Origin of the sequence: Enterococcus sp. DIV0210g (assembly GCF_050559705.1) — a bacterium.
Lineage (GTDB): Bacteria > Bacillota > Bacilli > Lactobacillales > Enterococcaceae > Enterococcus_B > Enterococcus_B faecalis_A.
Genome location: NZ_CP187903.1, coordinates 2,436,766 through 2,454,727 on the forward strand (window position 1 = coordinate 2,436,766; position 17,962 = coordinate 2,454,727).

20 protein-coding genes and 1 other annotated feature are annotated in these 17,962 nt (G+C 40.1%); of the genes, 6 read left to right on the forward strand and 14 right to left on the reverse strand.

Annotated elements, in window-relative coordinates:
- Positions 1 to 10: 10 nt before the first annotated feature.
- Positions 11 to 469, forward strand: coding sequence for a large conductance mechanosensitive channel protein MscL (gene mscL, locus IGI64_RS11670; protein WP_016624336.1), 459 nt, complete (start codon positions 11 to 13; stop codon positions 467 to 469).
- Between the two features lie 70 nt (positions 470 to 539).
- Here the strand turns inward: mscL and IGI64_RS11675 are convergent, their stop codons facing one another.
- The 12 genes from IGI64_RS11675 to IGI64_RS11730 form a co-directional block, all read right to left on the reverse strand.
- Positions 540 to 980: a GNAT family N-acetyltransferase gene (locus IGI64_RS11675; RefSeq protein ID WP_429940636.1), complete on the reverse strand. Its 441-nt coding sequence runs from the start codon at positions 978 to 980 to the stop codon at positions 540 to 542.
- Positions 981 to 1,175: 195 nt separating this feature from the next.
- On the reverse strand, positions 1,176 to 1,421 hold the full coding sequence (locus IGI64_RS11680) for a Veg family protein (RefSeq protein ID WP_016624338.1): 246 nt from the start codon (positions 1,419 to 1,421) through the stop codon (positions 1,176 to 1,178).
- A 111-nt stretch (positions 1,422 to 1,532) separates the two neighbouring features.
- A complete protein-coding gene (locus tag IGI64_RS11685) occupies positions 1,533 to 2,111 on the reverse strand; it encodes an RNA polymerase sigma factor (protein ID WP_429940637.1) in 579 nt (192 codons plus the stop codon).
- Between the two features lie 77 nt (positions 2,112 to 2,188).
- On the reverse strand, positions 2,189 to 2,719 hold the full coding sequence (locus IGI64_RS11690) for an NYN domain-containing protein (protein ID WP_429940638.1): 531 nt from the start codon (positions 2,717 to 2,719) through the stop codon (positions 2,189 to 2,191).
- A gap of 2 nt (positions 2,720 to 2,721) precedes the next feature.
- Positions 2,722 to 3,576, reverse strand: coding sequence for a 23S rRNA (guanosine(2251)-2'-O)-methyltransferase RlmB (gene rlmB / locus IGI64_RS11695; protein ID WP_429940639.1), 855 nt, complete (start codon positions 3,574 to 3,576; stop codon positions 2,722 to 2,724).
- A complete protein-coding gene (locus tag IGI64_RS11700) occupies positions 3,569 to 3,964 on the reverse strand; it encodes a Mini-ribonuclease 3 (protein ID WP_016624342.1) in 396 nt (131 codons plus the stop codon). The genes rlmB and IGI64_RS11700 overlap by 8 nt, the downstream gene beginning before the upstream one ends.
- The gene (gene cysS / locus IGI64_RS11705; protein WP_016624343.1) at positions 3,961 to 5,373 is read right to left on the reverse strand and encodes a cysteine--tRNA ligase; all 1,413 of its coding nucleotides are present in this window, start codon (positions 5,371 to 5,373) and stop codon (positions 3,961 to 3,963) included. Before cysS ends, IGI64_RS11700 begins: the two co-directional genes overlap by 4 nt.
- Positions 5,370 to 5,906 (reverse strand): serine O-acetyltransferase EpsC, encoded by a 537-nt coding sequence (gene epsC / locus IGI64_RS11710; RefSeq protein WP_016624344.1) that lies wholly within the window; start codon positions 5,904 to 5,906, stop codon positions 5,370 to 5,372. Before epsC ends, cysS begins: the two co-directional genes overlap by 4 nt.
- 114 nt (positions 5,907 to 6,020) lie before the next feature.
- Positions 6,021 to 6,229: a binding site (T-box leader), on the reverse strand.
- Positions 6,219 to 7,685, reverse strand: coding sequence for a glutamate--tRNA ligase (gltX, locus tag IGI64_RS11715; protein WP_429940640.1), 1,467 nt, complete (start codon positions 7,683 to 7,685; stop codon positions 6,219 to 6,221). It overlaps the preceding feature by 11 nt.
- A 171-nt stretch (positions 7,686 to 7,856) precedes the next feature.
- Complete coding sequence (locus tag IGI64_RS11720) at positions 7,857 to 9,011, reverse strand: PIN/TRAM domain-containing protein (protein ID WP_034862226.1); 1,155 nt, start codon at positions 9,009 to 9,011, stop codon at positions 7,857 to 7,859.
- A gap of 38 nt (positions 9,012 to 9,049) precedes the next feature.
- Positions 9,050 to 10,420, reverse strand: coding sequence for a DNA repair protein RadA (gene radA / locus IGI64_RS11725; RefSeq protein WP_429940641.1), 1,371 nt, complete (start codon positions 10,418 to 10,420; stop codon positions 9,050 to 9,052).
- Positions 10,421 to 10,460: 40 nt separating this feature from the next.
- The gene (locus IGI64_RS11730; protein ID WP_016624349.1) at positions 10,461 to 10,982 is read right to left on the reverse strand and encodes a dUTP diphosphatase; all 522 of its coding nucleotides are present in this window, start codon (positions 10,980 to 10,982) and stop codon (positions 10,461 to 10,463) included.
- Between the two features lie 224 nt (positions 10,983 to 11,206).
- On the opposite strand from IGI64_RS11730, the gene proB reads away from it, so the two are divergent.
- From proB to IGI64_RS11745, 3 genes are all read left to right on the forward strand, one after another.
- Entirely contained in the window at positions 11,207 to 12,019 is an 813-nt protein-coding gene (gene proB / locus IGI64_RS11735) for a glutamate 5-kinase (protein ID WP_429940642.1), read from the forward strand.
- On the forward strand, positions 12,016 to 13,263 hold the full coding sequence (locus IGI64_RS11740) for a glutamate-5-semialdehyde dehydrogenase (protein ID WP_429940643.1): 1,248 nt from the start codon (positions 12,016 to 12,018) through the stop codon (positions 13,261 to 13,263). Before proB ends, IGI64_RS11740 begins: the two co-directional genes overlap by 4 nt.
- Positions 13,264 to 13,462: 199 nt before the next feature.
- Positions 13,463 to 13,807: a hypothetical protein gene (locus IGI64_RS11745; protein WP_429940644.1), complete on the forward strand. Its 345-nt coding sequence runs from the start codon at positions 13,463 to 13,465 to the stop codon at positions 13,805 to 13,807.
- 69 nt (positions 13,808 to 13,876) lie between these two features.
- Here the strand turns inward: IGI64_RS11745 and IGI64_RS11750 are convergent, their stop codons facing one another.
- Positions 13,877 to 14,182, reverse strand: a complete 306-nt coding sequence (locus IGI64_RS11750; RefSeq protein ID WP_034862228.1) for a hypothetical protein — start codon at positions 14,180 to 14,182, stop codon at positions 13,877 to 13,879.
- A 71-nt stretch (positions 14,183 to 14,253) separates the two neighbouring features.
- Here IGI64_RS11750 and IGI64_RS11755 point away from each other — a divergent pair, with 71 nt between their 5' ends.
- The gene (locus tag IGI64_RS11755) at positions 14,254 to 16,068 is read left to right on the forward strand and encodes an LTA synthase family protein (RefSeq protein ID WP_429940645.1); all 1,815 of its coding nucleotides are present in this window, start codon (positions 14,254 to 14,256) and stop codon (positions 16,066 to 16,068) included.
- A gap of 47 nt (positions 16,069 to 16,115) precedes the next feature.
- Here the strand turns inward: IGI64_RS11755 and IGI64_RS11760 are convergent, their stop codons facing one another.
- On the reverse strand, positions 16,116 to 17,306 hold the full coding sequence (locus tag IGI64_RS11760; protein ID WP_034862230.1) for an MFS transporter: 1,191 nt from the start codon (positions 17,304 to 17,306) through the stop codon (positions 16,116 to 16,118).
- Between the two features lie 111 nt (positions 17,307 to 17,417).
- On the opposite strand from IGI64_RS11760, the gene IGI64_RS11765 reads away from it, so the two are divergent.
- Entirely contained in the window at positions 17,418 to 17,948 is a 531-nt protein-coding gene (locus IGI64_RS11765; RefSeq protein ID WP_429940646.1) for a PadR family transcriptional regulator, read from the forward strand.
- The last annotated feature ends 14 nt before the right edge of the window (positions 17,949 to 17,962 follow it).

Sequence of the window (17,962 nt, forward strand, 5' to 3'; positions counted from 1 at the left end):
GAATATTTTTATGATCAAAGAATTTAAAGAGTTTATCATGAAAGGCGATGTCCTTGATTTAGCTGTAGGTGTCGTTATTGGGAGTGCATTTACCGGAATCGTTAACCAAATCGTTCAAGGATTGATTACACCGTTAGTTGGATGGGTCGTTGCTGCGATTACAGGAACAAGTGATTTGGAAGGTGCTCTTTCTATTTTGGATTGGTCCCCTAGAAAAGGTGTGACTTTTGCATTTGGCGATGTGATTAGTGCCATTATTACATTTTTGATTACTGGTTTTGTTTTATTCCTAGTTGTGAAAGCAGCCAACCGCGCCAAAAACTTGCGTCCTTCCAAAGAAGAAGAAGTTGCAGAACCTACACCAACAGCCGAAGAATACTTGAGCGACATCCGTGATTTGCTTGCACAGCAAGTAGCAGAAGATAACGGACGACCAGCAGCACAAGAAGTTGTCGAACCAAAAAAATAACAACCTGAACGTTGTACACAAAAAGGCCGCAGTGAACATACTCTGCGGTCTTCTTATATTGGTTAGATATTTAATTTGCTTCTTTTTTCATATCGATATGCGGGATATCATCTTCTAAATAAACATCAGAAACGGCTTTGAATCCAAATGATCGATAGAATTCCTGCAAGTATTCTTGTGCCCCAATAACGATTGGCTTTCCTGGGTACGTTTCTTCAATAACTTTTATTGTATTTTCAACGATTTTTCGGCCTAAACCATTTTTACGTTGTGATTCTGCCACTAGTACACGACCAAAATGGACAGCATCTCCTTCTTCAAAAATACGTGTATATGCTAAAACATTCCCCGCATCATCTGCAAAATAAGTGTGCAGTGCTTGCGCGTCTACTTCATCGACTTCTTGATACGGACAATTTTGTTCAACGACAAAAACAGCGATCCGCTCAGTCACGATTCGATAAAATTCTGGTACCGTCAACTCTGTGAATTTCTTTACATGATATTCCAAAAATGATTCCCCCGCTTCGATCTTTTTAAAAACAACTATAAAAAAAGAGCTGCGACATCTGTCAGCCAGCCTTTTGATAGTAATGCCTTCATTCTTCCTGCAGCAGTAAACTTTCTAGAAACAAAATAAAACGATCGATTTTCCCTCTAGAAAGAATCTCACTGCCTGAACCATGACACTTTGTTCGTAAATTCCTTAAATTGCTTCCGTTAAAAACTCGATTTCTACTGTTCGAGTAAGAACATCTGAATAACTGTACGATACTCGCTCAAAAGAATTTTCTTCAGGATCCAAATCAACAACGAACACTGAAGGATAAGTTTCTGTCAAAACGCCGCGGCGTTCTGTTTGACGTTTTCTTCCAGTCTGAGCAACCAGCATGATTGGGCTGCCAATGCGACCTTCTAAATCTTTCTTGATTGTAGCTAAAGTTGTTGGCATACAGTTTCACCTCAATAACTATTGTAACACAGTTATTGAAAAATATCAAGTTTACCATAAGGAAAAATAAAATGCAATAAAAATATTTTCACAAACATAGTTGTAAGCTCTTTATTCTTCGTTATACGCTTTCAAATATTTTTTTATCTTCATTTTCGCTCTTCCATAGGCACTCATCACTTGGTTCAAATCCATCGACAGCATCTCTGCCATCGAGACGAAATCCTGTCCGTTTGCGTAGTAATAAAAAATCTGCGACTCTCTTTCAGAGAAATTGATTTTGCTGGATTCAATGGCTTCTTTCAGGAGAAGCTGCTGGACAGCCATTGGTTCCTGGATCGTAAACTCTGCCAAAAAGTCTGGACCTTCTGTTTCGATTTTGTGTTCGATCGACAATTCGTCCTTCTGATCTCGCCGTTTCAGTGCATTTTGTTTTCTCAAAAGTGAATAGATTTGATTGCTCAGCACACGTTTATAATAGCTGCCGAAACTGACTCCTTTGCTTGTTTCATAAGTTTTCAATGCCCGATAAAGAGCGATCCTGGCTTCTTGCTCCCAATCTTCGTGTACATAGTGGCGCACATAATAGATGCTTCTCAAACGCAATAAAAGAGGAAAATACTTTTTATACAAAATAGAGAACGCTTCTTCGTTCCCGTTACGTGCCGCATAAAATAACTTTTCAGACATGACAATTATCCCTCCATAAACTGGTTTATGGAGGAATCTTATCATCTCTTCTTTTATGAGCTAAAAACCTAACGATGTTATTTGTCTTTTTTCATTAAATTGTCCAATTTTTCGGACAGTTTTTGTAATTGTTCATCATTCCACGGAGAATTTCGTCTAAAATCGACAAAATGCATATTTTTAGTATCTTGAGCAATATTTTTTTCGGTTTTTTCGACTGTTTTATATAACTCATAGGCAGAAGTTCGTAAAGCACCTTGCGAAAAAACAACCCATTGTTCTGCTAAATCACTAGTTGCAACAGTTACTTGTGTCAGACGATCATTCAATTCGCCTGCGATTCGTTCGATATAGGTGTCTGCTGTTTCATTTTCTTTGGTAAAAACCACTTCCAGCTGGTATTTTTTATAATTTTGCTGGATACCTGGAACAAGCTGGGCGTCAAAAACAACAATGATTTCCAGTCCTTCATATTTGGCATAGTTCGAGAGACGCTGTAAAAGCGCCTCTCGTGCCTCTTCCAGTTTTTCTTTTTTCTTCAAAAGAACTAATTCCGGCCATGAGCCAATCATATTATAACCGTCGACGATCAATAACTGTTTCTTCATGCTTAATCCCCCTGACGCTGAGAGAAAGCTTGGTACATCAACAATCCGGCAGCAACACCGGCATTTAAGCTTTGTACATGACCAACCATTGGAATCGTCAGCAGTTCATCCATTTCTTTTTTCAATCCTGGACTCATGCCGCGGCCTTCATTACCGATCACAAGTGCAATTGCGCCTTGCGCGTTCCATTTTTGATAATTTGTCCCATTCATATCAGTCCCGAAAATCCAAAAACCGCTTGATTTCAACTGCTGTACAGCTTGAACTAAGTTGGTTACTCGAGCAACCGGCACGTATTCCACAGCGCCAGTAGACGTTTTTGCAACGATTGGTGTGATTCCTACAGCTCGATGTTTGGGAATAATGACGCCATCGACACCGCTTGCATCTGCCGTACGCAAGATCGAACCGAAATTATGCGGATCTTCTAAGCTGTCTAAAATCAAGAAAAAAGGCGTTTCTGTTTTTTTCTTCGCTTCCTCAAGCAGTGTATCTAGTGAAAGATATTCATGAGGCGTGATTGCTAAAACAACCCCTTGATGGACACCATGGTCGCTCATTGTGTCTAGTTTTTGTTTAGGGACCCATTTCACCGGAACAGATTGTTCTTTTGCTTCTTGTTTCAGCTGATCGATTTTTTCGCCGCGTGCATCTTCTTGCAAGAATAATTTATTCCCCCGGCCTTGCTGTAATGCTTCTGTTGCTGCGTGCATGCCAAAAACAAAGTTATTTTCTAGACTGTCTTCTGGTTCAGTCTTCTGTTTTGGACGCTCTTTTCGAGGAAAATCATTTTTCTTTTTATCTTGAAAATTGCGGTTTTTACGGTCATTTTTCTTACCATTTTTTTCTCTATACATTTTTTTCACCTGCTTCCTGGATACACCATTTGATCAATTCTTCCATACGTTCTTTTTTCCCAGTCAAATGCAGATAACCCATCAATGCTTCAAAACCGGTAGCTACGCGATATGTTGTGATATCGGCATTTTTTGCGCTTGTGTGGCTTTTTGAATTACGTCCGCGTCGATAATAAAGAAGCTCATCTTCATTTAAAAGGTCTTCATCTAACATTTTTTTCATCAATTCAGCTTGAGCTTTTGCTGAAACATAGTACGTGGCTGCTCGATGCAGTTTATTTGGTTTGGTTTGACCTTGGCTGACAAGATAGTCGCGAATATAGATCTCGTAGATCGCATCGCCTACATATGCCAATGCAAGGCCATTTAATTGCGTATAATCTCTCATGCTTCTCTTCTCCAACGTGTGCCTTGCGGTGTATCGTCCAACAATATTCCTTGTTCTTTTAATTGATCACGGATTTCGTCACTGCGGGCAAAATCACGATTTTTTCTTGCTTGATTTCGTTCTTCGATCAATTTTTCAATGTCTTCGTCTAATAAATCTTCAGAAACAAATAAAATGCCGAAAATCTCTAGCCAATCTGTGAATAAAGCGGCTCCTTCTTCCAGAACAGCAGCAGAAACTTCTGCTTGGTCCAAATAAAGGTTCAACCATTTTGCAAGTTCATATACCACAGTTATTCCATTAGCTGCATTAAAATCATCATCCATTTCTTGAATGAAGCGAGCTTTTAATTCAGCTAATTCTTGGATTTTTTCTTGGTCATCAGATAAAGAAGCTTGTGCATTCTCTTTTCTGAATTGCAGATTATCGAATGTGTTTCTTAATTTTTGCAAGTTTGCTGCAGCTTCTTTCAACGTTGTTTCGCTGTAACGAATTGGACGGCGATACTGTGTTGTTGCCATAAAGAAACGCAAAACTTGCGGGTCAACTTCTTGGATCATGTCATGGACTGTGACAAAGTTTCCTAGAGATTTACTCATTTTTACATCATCTTCGCCAATCGTCACATAGCCGTTATGCATCCAATAATTGGCGAATTTTTTCCCTGTTTTTGCTTCACTTTGCGCAATCTCATTTTCATGGTGAGGAAATTCCAAGTCTTGGCCGCCGCCATGAATGTCGATTGTTTCACCAAGGTGTTTTGTTGCCATAACAGAGCATTCGATGTGCCAGCCAGGTCGTCCTTGCCCCCAAGGTGATTCCCAAGAGATTTCATCTGGTTTCGCACTTTTCCATAACGCAAAATCTAACGGATCTTCTTTCAGCTGCTGTTCTTCACCTGTACGTTGGCTCGCTCCGACTTCTAGTTCATCAATCGATTGGTCGCTTAATTGACCATAATTTTTGAATTTTCTTGTACGGTAGTAAACATCGCCATTCTTTTCATAAGCATACCCATTTTCAATCAGTACTTGAATAAAAGAAAGGATGTCCGGCATGTGATCCATTACTCGTGGATGAAGAGTTGCTGGTTTGACATTCAGCGCTTTTGTATCTTCTTCAAATGCGTGGATAAAACGGTCGGCGACTTCAGGTGCTGTAACGCCTAATTCTTTTGCGGCACGGATGATTTTGTCGTCCACATCTGTAAAATTAGAAACAAAGTCGACTAGATATCCGCGATATTCAAAATAACGTCGGATAGTATCAAAAGAAATCGTGCTTCTTGCATTTCCGATATGGATGTAATTATAAACGGTTGGTCCGCAGACATACATCCCTACTTTTCCTGCTTCTAAAGGAACAAATTCTTCTTTTTCTCTGGTTAATGTGTTATAGATTTTGATCATTCTGTTCTCCTTACTTTCTCGCCTCTGATACGAACTACTTTTGCTGGGATACCTACTGCCGTTGCTTCATCTGGGATATCGTGCAATACGACGGCACCAGCGCCTATTTTGGCATTTTCGCCAATCACGACTGGACCTAAAATCTGCGCGTTTGCAGAGATCATGGCACCTTTTTTCACTGTCGGATGTCTTTTTCCAGCTTGCTTTCCTGTACCGCCAAGCGTTACACCATGAAATAAAACGACATCTTCCCCAATTTCTGCGGTCTCGCCAATCACGACACCCATACCGTGGTCGATAAAAACACCGCTTGCGATCTGTGCACCGGGATGGATCTCCACACCAGTGAGAAAACGCCAAATTTGTGCGTTGATTTTTGCCAGCAAATAAAACTTATGCTGGTATAGAAAATGTGAGGTCCGATGCCAAAATAACGCGTGTAATCCTGGATAAGTCAACAATACTTCAAGGGTGGATCGGGCTGCGGGATCATTTTCTTTGACTGCTCTGACTGCTCGTTTTAACCAGCTCATCTCCTCTTCCTCCTGATAAAATCATGACAACTTCTTTCTAAACAACTTGTCTTCTGCGCCTAATGCTTCATTTATCATTTCAAATAAAAAAGCGTCTTTAAATAAGTTTCCTTATCAAAAGACGCTTTTCGCGTGGTTCCACTTTTTTTCACAATCAATGATTGCCTCATAAGCAAAAGTAACGCCTGCTCTACGTTTCCAGCTACTTGATTCGCTAGAACCACTCCCAGAAGCACTTCGAAAAAGATCGTCAACGGACTCGCACCAAACGCCGCCTCTCTGTAAACATCTCTTTTTCTACTTTTTCTGATCTTAGTGTTTGTTTAATGCTTGTTCTAAATGCGCTAAAGATTTTTCGCGCCCAAGCAATTCGATTGTATCTGGTAATTCTGGACCGTGCATTTGTCCTGAAACAGCGACACGGATCGGCATAAACAAGTTTTTGCCTTTTATGCCTGTTTCTTTTTGGACTGCTTTGATCGATGCTTTGACTGTTGGTGCATCGACAACTTCCATTTGTTCAAGCTGTACTTTGAAAGCAGCTAAAACGGTTGGAACTGTTTCGCCTGCTAACACTTCTTTGGCTGCATCGTCTAATACAGGATGTTCGTTGAAGAATAATGTTGATAGATCAACGATTTCTGCAGCATAACTCATTTGAGGCTGGTATAGGCTGACGATTTTTTTCACCCATTCGATTGTTTCAGGTGTTGGATCTTTCTCCACACGTCCATCAGCGATCAAATAAGGCAAGCTCATTTCTGTCAATACATCAAGATCCATTTCTTTCATGTAATGATTGTTTACCCATTCCAATTTTTTCGCATCGAATGCTGCTGGTGATTTGCTCAAACGGTTAGGATCAAACATTTTGATGATTTCTTCTTGTGAGAAAATCTCGTCTTCCCCAACTGGAGACCAGCCTAGTAAAGCGATAAAGTTGAACATTGCTTCTGGCAAATAGCCTAATTCGCGGTATTGTTCAATAAATTGAAGAATCGATTCATCCCGTTTGCTTAGTTTTTTCCCAGTTTCAGTGTTGATGATCAATGTCATATGTCCAAATGTTGGAGCTTTCCAGCCAAATGCTTCATAGATCATCAATTGTTTTGGAGTATTCGCGATATGGTCGTCACCACGAAGAACATGAGTGATTTCCATCAAATGGTCGTCCACAGCTGCGGCAAAGTTGTATGTTGGCATGCCGTCGCGTTTTTGGATAACAAAATCGCCGCCGATATTATCTGATTCAAAAGCGATTTCGCCTTTTACCATATCATCAAATTTATATTCTGTATTTCTTGGTACACGGAAACGGATAACTGGTTCCATTCCTTGTGCTTCTTTTTCTGCTTGTTCTTCAGGTGTCAAGTTTGCGCATTTTCCAGCATAGTGAGGCATTTCTCCTCGTGCACGTTGCGCTTCTCTTTCTGCTTCTAATTCATCTTCTGTACAGTAGCATTTGTAAGCACGGTTGCTTGCCAAAAGCTGATCGATCAGCGGTTGGTAGATTTCTTTTCGTTCTGATTGACGGTAAGGTCCATACTTGCCAGGGTTTTCTGGTGATTCATCCCAGTCCATGCCTAACCAAGCTAAGTTCTCAAGCTGGCTTTTTTCTCCGTCTTCAATGTTTCTTTTTTGGTCAGTATCCTCGATTCGAATAATGAAGTCTCCATCATTATGGCGAGCAAATAAATAATTGAACAATGCTGTTCTCGCATTGCCGATATGAAGATGCCCTGTTGGACTTGGTGCATAGCGTACGCGTACTTTCGTCATTTTTTTCCTCTTCTTTCAAACTAGACTTGTGTGGCTAATAGCAAACTATTAGTTCTAAGCAGTAAAATTCATCAAAAATCTTAAAGCTACTCAGCTCAAATTTTACCTTCTCTGAGGGAAATAGTAAAGCCAACTGGCCGAATTTCCGGTCAATTGGCTGATTTCTTTTATTTAATTTGTCTTTTCTGGCTTGTTTGAATCTTTTTTGTTGTCGATTCCGCGTCCTGCATGTGCAGGTTTTGCAAAAATCATTCGTCCAGCGGCTGTCTGCAAGGCACTTGTGACAACGACTTCCAAACGTTCATTCATGTAATGCTGTCCGTCTTCTACAACGACCATTGTTCCATCATCCAGGTAAGCAACCCCTTGTTGACGCTCTGTTCCAGCTTTCACAACTAAAACATTCATGTTCTCGCCTGGGATAACAACTGGTTTGACTGCATTTGCTAATGCGTTGATATTCAAGACTGGTACATTTTGGAATTCTGATACTTTGTTCAAATTGTAATCATTTGTCACGACTACCCCATCAAGAAGTTTTGCTAATTTGATTAATTTGCTGTCTACTTCATTGATATCTTCAAAGTCGCCGTCATACATTTCGACAGAAATTCCTTCTTCTTTCTGCAAAGCATTCAAGATGTCCAGACCTCTGCGCCCGCGAACGCGTTTTAAGCTGTCGCCTGAATCTGCGATGTACTGTAATTCATATAATACAAAATTAGGGATCAGCAAAGTACCTTCTAAAAATCCTGTTTTTGCAATGTCATAAATCCGGCCATCGATAATGACGCTTGTATCTAAAATTTTATATTTATGGAAATTTTCTCCTGATTTCCGTTCTAATACTTGGCTTTCTATTTCTTCTTGCGTTTCTTGCTCGGTTTTTTTGTTCCGAGGTGCAAAGATTCTTTTCCATTCATCGATACGTGTTGTACCCATACGGAAACCTAGATAACCTAGAATAATCATCAAAACGATTGGCAATACGCTGTTCACAAAGGGGATCTCTAAGTTATACAAAGGTGTAGAGATGATTACCCCTAATGTCAGACCAATAATTGCTCCGATTGCTCCGAATAAAAGATACGTAAGACTAAGTTCGCTTAATTTTTGTTCGATTCGTTTGATGCCTGTTTCGATGTATTTTGCCAATAGCAATGATAATAAAAAGAAAATAAGTGCACCAAGCAAGCTATTGGTAAAATTATTGTTCAGCCAGCTGTTCGTATGTTGCCCAAGTGCATGCCAAGCTACTGGTAAAAAAGAAATACCCAAGCTCGCACCGGCAATGATCATCAATAATGTGATGACGCGTTTTTGCATAGGACTTTCCCCCATTCTATTTAGAAAATGTTTGTTCGTTATTTAAATACTTTATTCAAAGTTTCGGAAATCGTTGATACTCCTACGATCTCAATGCCATCTGGCTGTTTCCATCCGCCAAGATTGTTTTTTGGCAAATAGACTTTTGTAAAACCCAATTTTTGTACTTCTTTGACTCTTTGTTCAATATGGCTGACACGACGGATTTCTCCAGTCAGACCGATTTCGCCGATGAAACATTCTGTCGGCAGCGTTCCTTTTTCTTTATAGCTGGAAGCAATGCTGACAGCAATTGCAAGATCGATTGCTGGTTCATTTAATTTTACCCCACCAGCTGCTTTTAGATAAGCATCTTGATTTTGGAGCAGCAAACCCGCTCTTTTTTCTAGTACGGCCATAATCAATGACACTCGGTTAAAATCAAGCCCTGTTGTCGTTCGCTTCGCATTTCCGAACATCGTCGGTGTAACTAGCGCTTGGATCTCCACCAAAATCGGTCTTGTTCCTTCCATTGCCACCACGATGGCAGAACCTGTAGCACCCTCCAAACGTTCTTCTAAAAAAATCTGTGAAGGATTCGCTACTTCTTCCAGCCCATGCGCATGCATCTCAAAAATACCAATTTCATTGGTTGAGCCGAAACGGTTTTTGACAGCGCGTAAAATCCGGAAGCTGTGATGCTTCTCACCTTCAAAATACAACACCGTATCTACCATATGTTCCAGCATTCTTGGTCCCGCAATTGAACCTTCTTTGGTCACGTGTCCTACGATGAAAATGGCGATTCCGTTTGTCTTGGCGATTTTCAGCAGTTCCGCAGTCGTTTCTCTTACTTGACTTACGCTGCCGGCCACACTTGTGATATCTGGTTGTGTCATCGTTTGGATCGAGTCGATAATGACATAATCAGGATGGATCTGTTCGATAGCACGTGAGATTTCCGACATGTCTGTTTCGGCATATAAATAAAACTCGGTGTCGATTTTCCCTAAACGTTCGGCGCGCAATTTGATCTGCTCTGCACTTTCTTCTCCAGAAACATACAACACTTTACCGCCGATCGCGGCTAATTGCTGCGATACTTGTAAAAGAAGGGTCGATTTACCGATACCCGGATCGCCGCCGATCAAGACCATTGAGCCTGGAACGACGCCGCCGCCCAGCACTCGATTCAATTCTTCTAATTTGGTTTTGACCCGTGGTTCTTTCTTCGGCACGACTTCTGCGATTTTTGTTGGTCGTGCTTTTTCACCTGTCAAGCTAGTACGATTTCGACGGTCTGTGGTATCCTGTTCGATTTCTTCGACCATCGTATTCCATTTTCCGCAATTCGGGCAGCGTCCTAGAAATTTTGGAGATACATAACCGCAATTTTGACAGACAAACTGTACTTTTTGTTTTTTCGCCATTGCACTGCCCCTCCTTATGTTGATTTTTTACTTGGTTGTGTTATTGATCGGATGAGCCGAAACCGCCGATTCGTTCACTGGAAGTCTGGTCTTGATCTGCTTTTAAAAACGGTAAGAAGATTCCTTGACCGATCCGTTCACCTTTTTTGATCGTGACATCTTTCAAGCCGAAGTTCACAAATTGGAACATAATATGGCCTTCATTATCTGCATTGTTATAATAATCGCTGTCGATCACGCCGACACCATTTGCTAAGAGCAAGAAACGCTTTAACGGATTGCTTGAACGATTCGCTAATTGCAAGAATTCATCTTCGCCCATATATGATTTGATACCTGTTGGCACTAAAACAGGTTTTAAGATTTTTTCGTTTTCTTCGTTTCTGATCCAATCGATCATTGCCGATATGCCTTCTCTGACTCCTGATTTCCAGATGCTTGGAATCACACGGTCTTCAGCTGCTTCAAAGTCATAGCCCGCTGCGTGATGTGTTGCCCGCTGAGGCAGATTGATTTGCTGATCTTTGTATTTAGAAACAATTTCAAATCCTCGTTTTTTCACTGCTTCTCCTCCTTAATAGTCTACGTATTATTTTATCATACTCACGCAAACAAATTGACTTCTTTGCAAAATCTTCAAAAAATTCTGTTCTATTTATCAAATTATCTTAAAATCGTTGAGCAAACTGACGATTCGAGCATGACTTTTGGGAAGAAAACAAGTAAAATGAGGAAAATCGTTTGTAGAAACCGAATGTTTTTATACTATACACTAAGGAGTCTTTTATGAGAAAAGAAATAACTTCAGCTACCCGAATCATCGTCAAAGTAGGAACGAGTACGCTTGTTCATCCGAATGGAAAGGTCAACCTGACTGCAATCGATCAATTGGCCTTCGTTTTATCTGCTTTGCGCCATGAAGGGAAAGACGTGATCTTAGTTTCTTCAGGAGCGATTGGTGTCGGCATGAATCAAATGAATTTGAACGAACGGCCAGCGACTATTCCTGAACAACAAGCGATTGCGGCAATCGGGCAATCTGAATTAATGAATATCTATAATCATCGTTTTCACGCTTATAGTCAGCAAACAGCGCAAATCTTAATGACAAGAGATGTGATTTCGTTTCCTGAAAGCCGAAAAAACGTAGCAAATACTTTTGAACAATTACTGCTGAAAGGGGTCGTTCCGATCGTCAACGAAAATGATACTGTTTCAATTGAAGAATTAGATCATTTGACTACGTTCGGCGACAATGACCAGCTTTCCGCAATCGTTGCCCAGCTAGTCCAAGCAGACTTGCTCATCATGCTTTCTGATATCGACGGTTTTTACTCAGACAACCCTGTCAGTAACCCAGACGCAGAATTGTACCATACCGTTACTGCAATCGATGAACAAACAATGGCCAAAGCTGGAGGCAAAGGCAGTTCATTCGGTACTGGCGGCATGCAAAGCAAATTGAAAGCTGCGTCCAGAATACTTGATCTAAACAAAGCAATGGTCTTAGCAAATGGACAGCAGCCAGCAATCATTTTTGACATTTTAAAAGGAAAAGAAATCGGTACTTTATTTAAACGCAAGGAGGAAAAAGTATGATTGATTTGACACAACTTGGTAAAGACGCACAAAAAGCAGCGCGCGCTACAGCATTGATGGAAACCGCCGAAAAAAATCAGCTATTGCTGCAAATGGCAGATGCGATCGAAGCGCAGAAAGAAGCAATTTTAGAAGCAAATCAACTAGACATTGATCACGCAAAGCAAAACGAGATCAGCGATACGATGATCGATCGGCTTGCGCTTTCAGATGAACGTATTGCTGAAATGGCAAAAGGCATCCGGAAAGTAGCTCAGCTAGAAGATCCAATCGGAAAAGTCGATCGTATGTGGAAAAATGAAGACAATTTATTGATTGGTCAAAAAAGAGTTCCTTTAGGTGTCATCGGGATTATTTATGAATCGCGGCCAAACGTAACGACAGATGCCGCTGCTTTGGCATTCAAATCCGGAAATGCTGTGATTTTACGCGGCGGCAAAGAAGCATTCTTTTCTAACCAAGCAATTGTCAAAGTCCTTCAAGATACACTAGAAAAAGCAGAAGCTCCTGTTCAAGCTGTCCAATTTATCAATGACACTTCTCATGAAACAGCGGATAAATTGATGAAATTGACAGATTATCTTGATGTTTTGATTCCTAGAGGCGGGGCTTCGCTTATCCAGCGCGTAAAAACAAATGCAACAGTGCCTATTATTGAAACTGGTACAGGAAATAACCATATTTATATCGACAAAGGCGCGCAATTGGAAATGGCCCGATCTATTCTGGTAAATGCCAAAGCTTCCCGCCCCTCTGTCTGCAATGCAGCAGAAACATTGCTTATCCATTCCGAGATTGCGCCCTTCTTTCTGCCAGTATTAGAAAAAGCACTTGTGGACGCTGGCGTTTCTTTACGTGCAGATCTTAGAGCAGCCGAATACCTTGATACAGCATTTCCAGCAACCGAAGAAGAGTGGTCAACGGAATTTCTAGATTTTATTTTAGCTGTCAAAGTCGTTGATTCTATGGACGAAGCAATCGAACATATCAATCAATATGGCACCAAACATTCTGAAGCAATCATCACTGAAAGCTATGAAAACAGCCAACGATTCTTAAATGAAGTTGATGCGGCGGCTGTCTATGTCAATGCGTCCACCCGTTTTACAGACGGTTCAGTGTTTGGTTTTGGTTCAGAAATCGGAATCTCTACTCAAAAATTACATGCCCGCGGTCCAATGGGGTTAAATGAACTGACTTCAACGAAATACATCATTTACGGGGATGGACAGATCCGATCCTAATACGCGCTTTTTTTGAGAACCTGTTTGCTTGCAAAGAAGCAGAACCTTTTGACAAACGAACGATTTTCACTTATTCTATGTGTTCCCCGTGAAACATTTTCTTATATTTCTTCATTATTCAGCAGGATTTCTGCTAGAATAAGGAGAAAGCAAATAAGAAAGCATTCACTTAGTTCGCTTATGTTAGAAAGGTGTTTCCATGATTGAAATCATAACGATATTGATCGTGTATCTCATTTCCTTGAATCTTTCTGCTTTTTTTGGAGTAGGATTGCTGAGCCTCTTTTTTCAATTCAAAAAGAAAAAAGATCAGATGGGCAAAGACAGCTGGAATCGCTACTTTGAAAAAATCGGCCCTCAAGGATTATTGATCCGATTATATATCAGCTATATGTTTGCGTTAAGTATTCTTTCCGCAGCAAACTATTTCGTGTTTTTTGACCATTCTCTTCCTTATTCATTGATGCTATTAGCAGCTGGTATTTTCCATTTGGGTTATAAATACCATTTGAATAAAGATCAGATTAAACAAAAATTCCACTGAAAAAGTAAAAAAGACAAGGATTCTTTGAACCATTTTTATATGGTCCAAGTTCCTTGTCTTTTTGTTTCTTTACTCTTCTTGCTGGATAAAAAAACCATCAAACACTTCGCCATCATAATAACGGAGCAATTCATCAAGAGATAAGTTAGCAGTTTTTTCTTCTTCCGTTCTGTCTTCTGAAGCTTCAAGTAATTGCGAACGATATTCTTGGTACTGCTGGACTAACTGGCTATAAGCTTCTTGTCTGGAGTTGCCGGCTGAATTGAGCGTCGGCAGCTCTTTTAGCAGAAGGCGGTAAACCGGCTTGTTGTCTTCGATTTCGATTGGCAGTTCCACTACTGTCAATCCAACTTCTTCAAATTCTTCTGGGTACATTTTTAACACCTTCTGTCTTTGTATATAAAATATTGTTATACTAAACATATAAACAATTTGGAGGCGGATACATGCTGTTTTTTCTTATTTTATTGTTGATTGCTTGTTTTTTTATTTTAAAAGGGTCTTTGAAACAAAAAATCTTTCCACTGACAGCCATTTCCTTTTTTTACTTCTGTTTGACTTTTTATAGTTGGCAAAGCTTCAATCTGCCTTTAATGGACTGGCGTGTTTGGACAGTTCCATTTGTCTATTCGCCATTAAATAGCATTTTTTCTTTGCTTTACGCCTTAATCATAGCAGACGCGACTTGGTTATTCCAATCTTTAAAGACAAAAAAAAGAATCATACATACCCGAAAAATGAATTGGCTTGATTGGTTTGGTTTGGGAGCAACATTTCTTTTGACCTTTTCCGGCTTTTTATTTTTTGGCAGCAGTCGCTGGGCTATTCGTTATTTTGACAATCTCAAAATCGACCAGATCATTTATACACTTAGTCAGCCGCTGACTGGTACTGATCCTGCTCAAATCAAAGAATTCCTTGTAGATCCGCTGCTTTTCAGCATTCTTGGTACTCTGCTTATGATAACTCTTCTTTACTTTTTCAACACCCATTCTGTTCACTTTAAACAAACAGATTCTCTGAAGAAAAAGAAACATAAAAGATACAGTGCCTTGATTATAGGACTTTTCAGCTGTATTTTTGGTGCGATTCTAGGTGTGAGAGAAATTGGCTATACGGATGTTCGTGCTTTCTTTTTTGAACATACAGAACTCTATGATAATTATTATGTTGATCCTCGAACTGTAGAATTGAAGTTTCCTGAACAAAAAAGAAACCTGATTTATATTTTCTTAGAATCCATGGAAAGTAGTTATGCTTCAACAGAAATGGGCGGCATCAAAGAAAACAATCTGATTCCTAATCTGACACAGTTAGCACAAACAGAAGGTGTCCATTTTTCTAACAGTGACAAATTAGGCGGCATGCTGCCGATTCCTTCTGCTTCACATACTGCTAGTTCAATGGTCGCACAAACTTCTGGATTGCCGCTGCGGACTTCCAGCGGACTCCACGTCAATCACTACGGAGGCTCTGGAGACTATCTTCCTGGTGCCTATTCATTGGGAACGATCCTGAAAAACGCAGGGTATTCCCGCACACTTTTAATGGGTTCTGATGCTGATTTTGCCGCTCGAAGCAACTACTTTACACAACATGGCGAGTACGACATCCGAGATTATAAATGGGCGAAAGAAACTGGCAGAATCCCTGAAGATTATCGTGTTTGGTGGGGATATGAAGATGCAAAATTATTTGAATTTGCAAAAGAAACATTGACTGAACTCGGAGCAAAAGAACAACCTTTCAACTTTACGATGCTTACTGCAGATACGCATTTTGAGGATGGCTTGATGACGGACGAAACACCGATAATCTTTGATGACCAATACAGCAATGTCATTCACTTTTCTGATCAAGAAATTTATTCTCTGCTGCAATGGATCAAGGAACAACCTTTTTATGAAGACACGACGATCATCCTTGTTGGCGACCATTTAACAATGGATGGAGATTTTTTTGAGTCAATTGATCCGAATTATCAACGCACTGTATACAATGTGATTTTAAATAGCGGACTTCAGACCACTCGAACGCAGAATCGTTTATTTAGTGCAGTCGATATGTTTCCCACGACACTTGCCGCTTTAGGTGTTGAGATTCCCGGCGACCGTTTAGGGATTGGCACAAACTTATTTTCTGAACAACCAACAATCATGGAAGAATTTGGATACGAACAGTTTTATACTGAACTTTCTCGTCGTTCTCGTTTTTATGAAAGAAACATTATCCAAGGAACAGACCGAACTGCTGCAGAATAGTTTTCTCGAACAAAAAAGGCTAGGACATCTTGTCCCAGCCTTCTTTTTTATTCAAACTCTTCTTCTGTCATAAAGTAGTTTTGGTTGACTGCAATCAAAATCAAACTGACAGCAACAACGATTCCCGCAAAGTAAAACGGCCAATCCCCACCGAAATGTTCCCCCAGCTTTCCTGCAATATACGGCGCTAAGGCCCCTCCGAAGAAACGGACAAAACTATAACTTGAAGAGGCAACATTTCTTTCCAATCCGGGAATTTCCATAGCAACTGTCGTTAAGAGTGTATTGACAATCCCTTGGAAAAAACCTGCCAAAATAATCCCTATCGGAACAAGGACTGCTATATTGAATCCTATTCCAGTCACTAATAAACAAAGAACAAAACCAATCACTGCTGCTAAAATCGTCTTGTAAGTTGTAAATTTCTTCTCAATAATCGGCGCCACGAAAATCGATGAAATAGCTAACAAAATACCCCAGCCGAAAAAGACAAATCCGACACTCATTTCTGAATAACCCACCAATAAGAATGGGCCATAAGCCAATAGCGTAAAGAAGCCAAAGTTATAAAGCAGTGCGATGATCCCTACTGAACGTAATTTGTGATTGCTCAACGCTTTCGCACTTTCGAATAACCCAACCTTTTTCGCCGGACGTTCTGTTTCAGGTAAAAGAATAACCAACACCAAGAAAGCACACGTCATCAAAACTGCGACACCAAAAAATGGATAGCGCCAAGATTGACTGCCCAGCATACCCCCCACTAAAGGACCAACCGCCATCCCGCCGCCAATTGCTGCTTCGTACATAATAATTGCTTTTTCTGTATTTCCTACTAAGAAACTAACGATCGTGGCTAATGCTGTAGAAACAAAAAAAGCATTCCCGATGCCCCAGCCAGCTCGCCAGCCAATCAGCATACTGATGTTATTAGAAAGTCCGCCTAGAGCAGAAAATATCACAATAAGAACAAGTCCTGATAACAATGTTTTTTTCAAACCAATTCTGCTGGACAGTGCACCTGTAAACAACATTACCGCACCTGTCACTAACATATAACTTGTAAATAAAAGCGTTGTTTGTGCTGGTGTCGCATCAAGCTGTACAGCAATCGTATTTAAGATAGGGTCAACTAATCCGACACCCATAAATGCTACTAAACAAGTAGCTGCGACGATCAAAGCTGCACGCATCCCGCTTTTCAGTTCTTTTTCATTATATTTTATTTCATTTTCCATTTTTTCAACTCCTTTTTCATTACTAATCATACATGAATATTTTTACATGTCAATATTTACATATAAGTTTTGCTTAAAGATATGGTATACTGAAAAAAAGGAGTGAAGCGAATGAACACGTTATCTTATGTTCTTCTATCCGTACTACTAGCCAGTCCAAAATCTGGGTATGAATTAAAACAGCTAATTACTGTTTTTTGGGAAGCCCATCACAGTCAAATCTACACGACACTTGCGAATCTAAACGAAAAAGGATACGTCACTATCCAAGAAACATCCGACAGTACACAAAAAAAAGTGTACGAACTGACCTCAGAAGGACAAGAAATCGTCCATGAATGGATCAAAAAGGAAAGTCCGACCCCAACTCAACGTGACGAATTCTTAGCAAAAATCTATGCGTTTGCTACATTGGATCAAGCCACTGTTCACGGTTTGTTATTTACACGAGAACAGCAATTGACCAAAGTAATGGAAAAAAATCAAGCAAAATTAGCAGCATTAGACTACCGAAGCAAGGAGGATTTCGGCCGCTACGCAGTCATCCAACGAAGAATTTTATTATGCGAGCAAGAAATTAAATGGTGCCAACAAGTCAAAATGGAAATGAACCATTTTTTTGATAACGGACAACCAAAATAAAAAAGACAGGAAAT

Bases quoted from the DNA above. Each gene is read 5' to 3' on its own strand.
- mscL (WP_016624336.1), top strand. From the start codon at position 11: ATGATCAAAGAATTTAAAGAGTTTATCATGAAAGGCGATGTCCTTGAT.
- IGI64_RS11680 (WP_016624338.1), bottom strand. From the start codon at position 1,421: ATGCCAACAACTTTAGCTACAATCAAGAAAGATTTAGAAGGTCGCATT.
- IGI64_RS11685 (WP_429940637.1), bottom strand. From the start codon at position 2,111: ATGTCTGAAAAGTTATTTTATGCGGCACGTAACGGGAACGAAGAAGCG.
- IGI64_RS11690 (WP_429940638.1), bottom strand. From the start codon at position 2,719: ATGAAGAAACAGTTATTGATCGTCGACGGTTATAATATGATTGGCTCA.
- rlmB (WP_429940639.1), bottom strand. From the start codon at position 3,576: ATGTATAGAGAAAAAAATGGTAAGAAAAATGACCGTAAAAACCGCAAT.
- IGI64_RS11700 (WP_016624342.1), bottom strand. From the start codon at position 3,964: ATGAGAGATTATACGCAATTAAATGGCCTTGCATTGGCATATGTAGGC.
- cysS (WP_016624343.1), bottom strand. From the start codon at position 5,373: ATGATCAAAATCTATAACACATTAACCAGAGAAAAAGAAGAATTTGTT.
- epsC (WP_016624344.1), bottom strand. From the start codon at position 5,906: ATGAGCTGGTTAAAACGAGCAGTCAGAGCAGTCAAAGAAAATGATCCC.
- gltX (WP_429940640.1), bottom strand. From the start codon at position 7,685: ATGACGAAAGTACGCGTACGCTATGCACCAAGTCCAACAGGGCATCTT.
- IGI64_RS11720 (WP_034862226.1), bottom strand. From the start codon at position 9,011: ATGCAAAAACGCGTCATCACATTATTGATGATCATTGCCGGTGCGAGC.
- radA (WP_429940641.1), bottom strand. From the start codon at position 10,420: ATGGCGAAAAAACAAAAAGTACAGTTTGTCTGTCAAAATTGCGGTTAT.
- proB (WP_429940642.1), top strand. From the start codon at position 11,207: ATGAGAAAAGAAATAACTTCAGCTACCCGAATCATCGTCAAAGTAGGA.
- IGI64_RS11740 (WP_429940643.1), top strand. From the start codon at position 12,016: ATGATTGATTTGACACAACTTGGTAAAGACGCACAAAAAGCAGCGCGC.
- IGI64_RS11745 (WP_429940644.1), top strand. From the start codon at position 13,463: ATGATTGAAATCATAACGATATTGATCGTGTATCTCATTTCCTTGAAT.
- IGI64_RS11750 (WP_034862228.1), bottom strand. From the start codon at position 14,182: ATGTACCCAGAAGAATTTGAAGAAGTTGGATTGACAGTAGTGGAACTG.
- IGI64_RS11755 (WP_429940645.1), top strand. From the start codon at position 14,254: ATGCTGTTTTTTCTTATTTTATTGTTGATTGCTTGTTTTTTTATTTTA.
- IGI64_RS11760 (WP_034862230.1), bottom strand. From the start codon at position 17,306: ATGGAAAATGAAATAAAATATAATGAAAAAGAACTGAAAAGCGGGATG.
- IGI64_RS11765 (WP_429940646.1), top strand. From the start codon at position 17,418: ATGAACACGTTATCTTATGTTCTTCTATCCGTACTACTAGCCAGTCCA.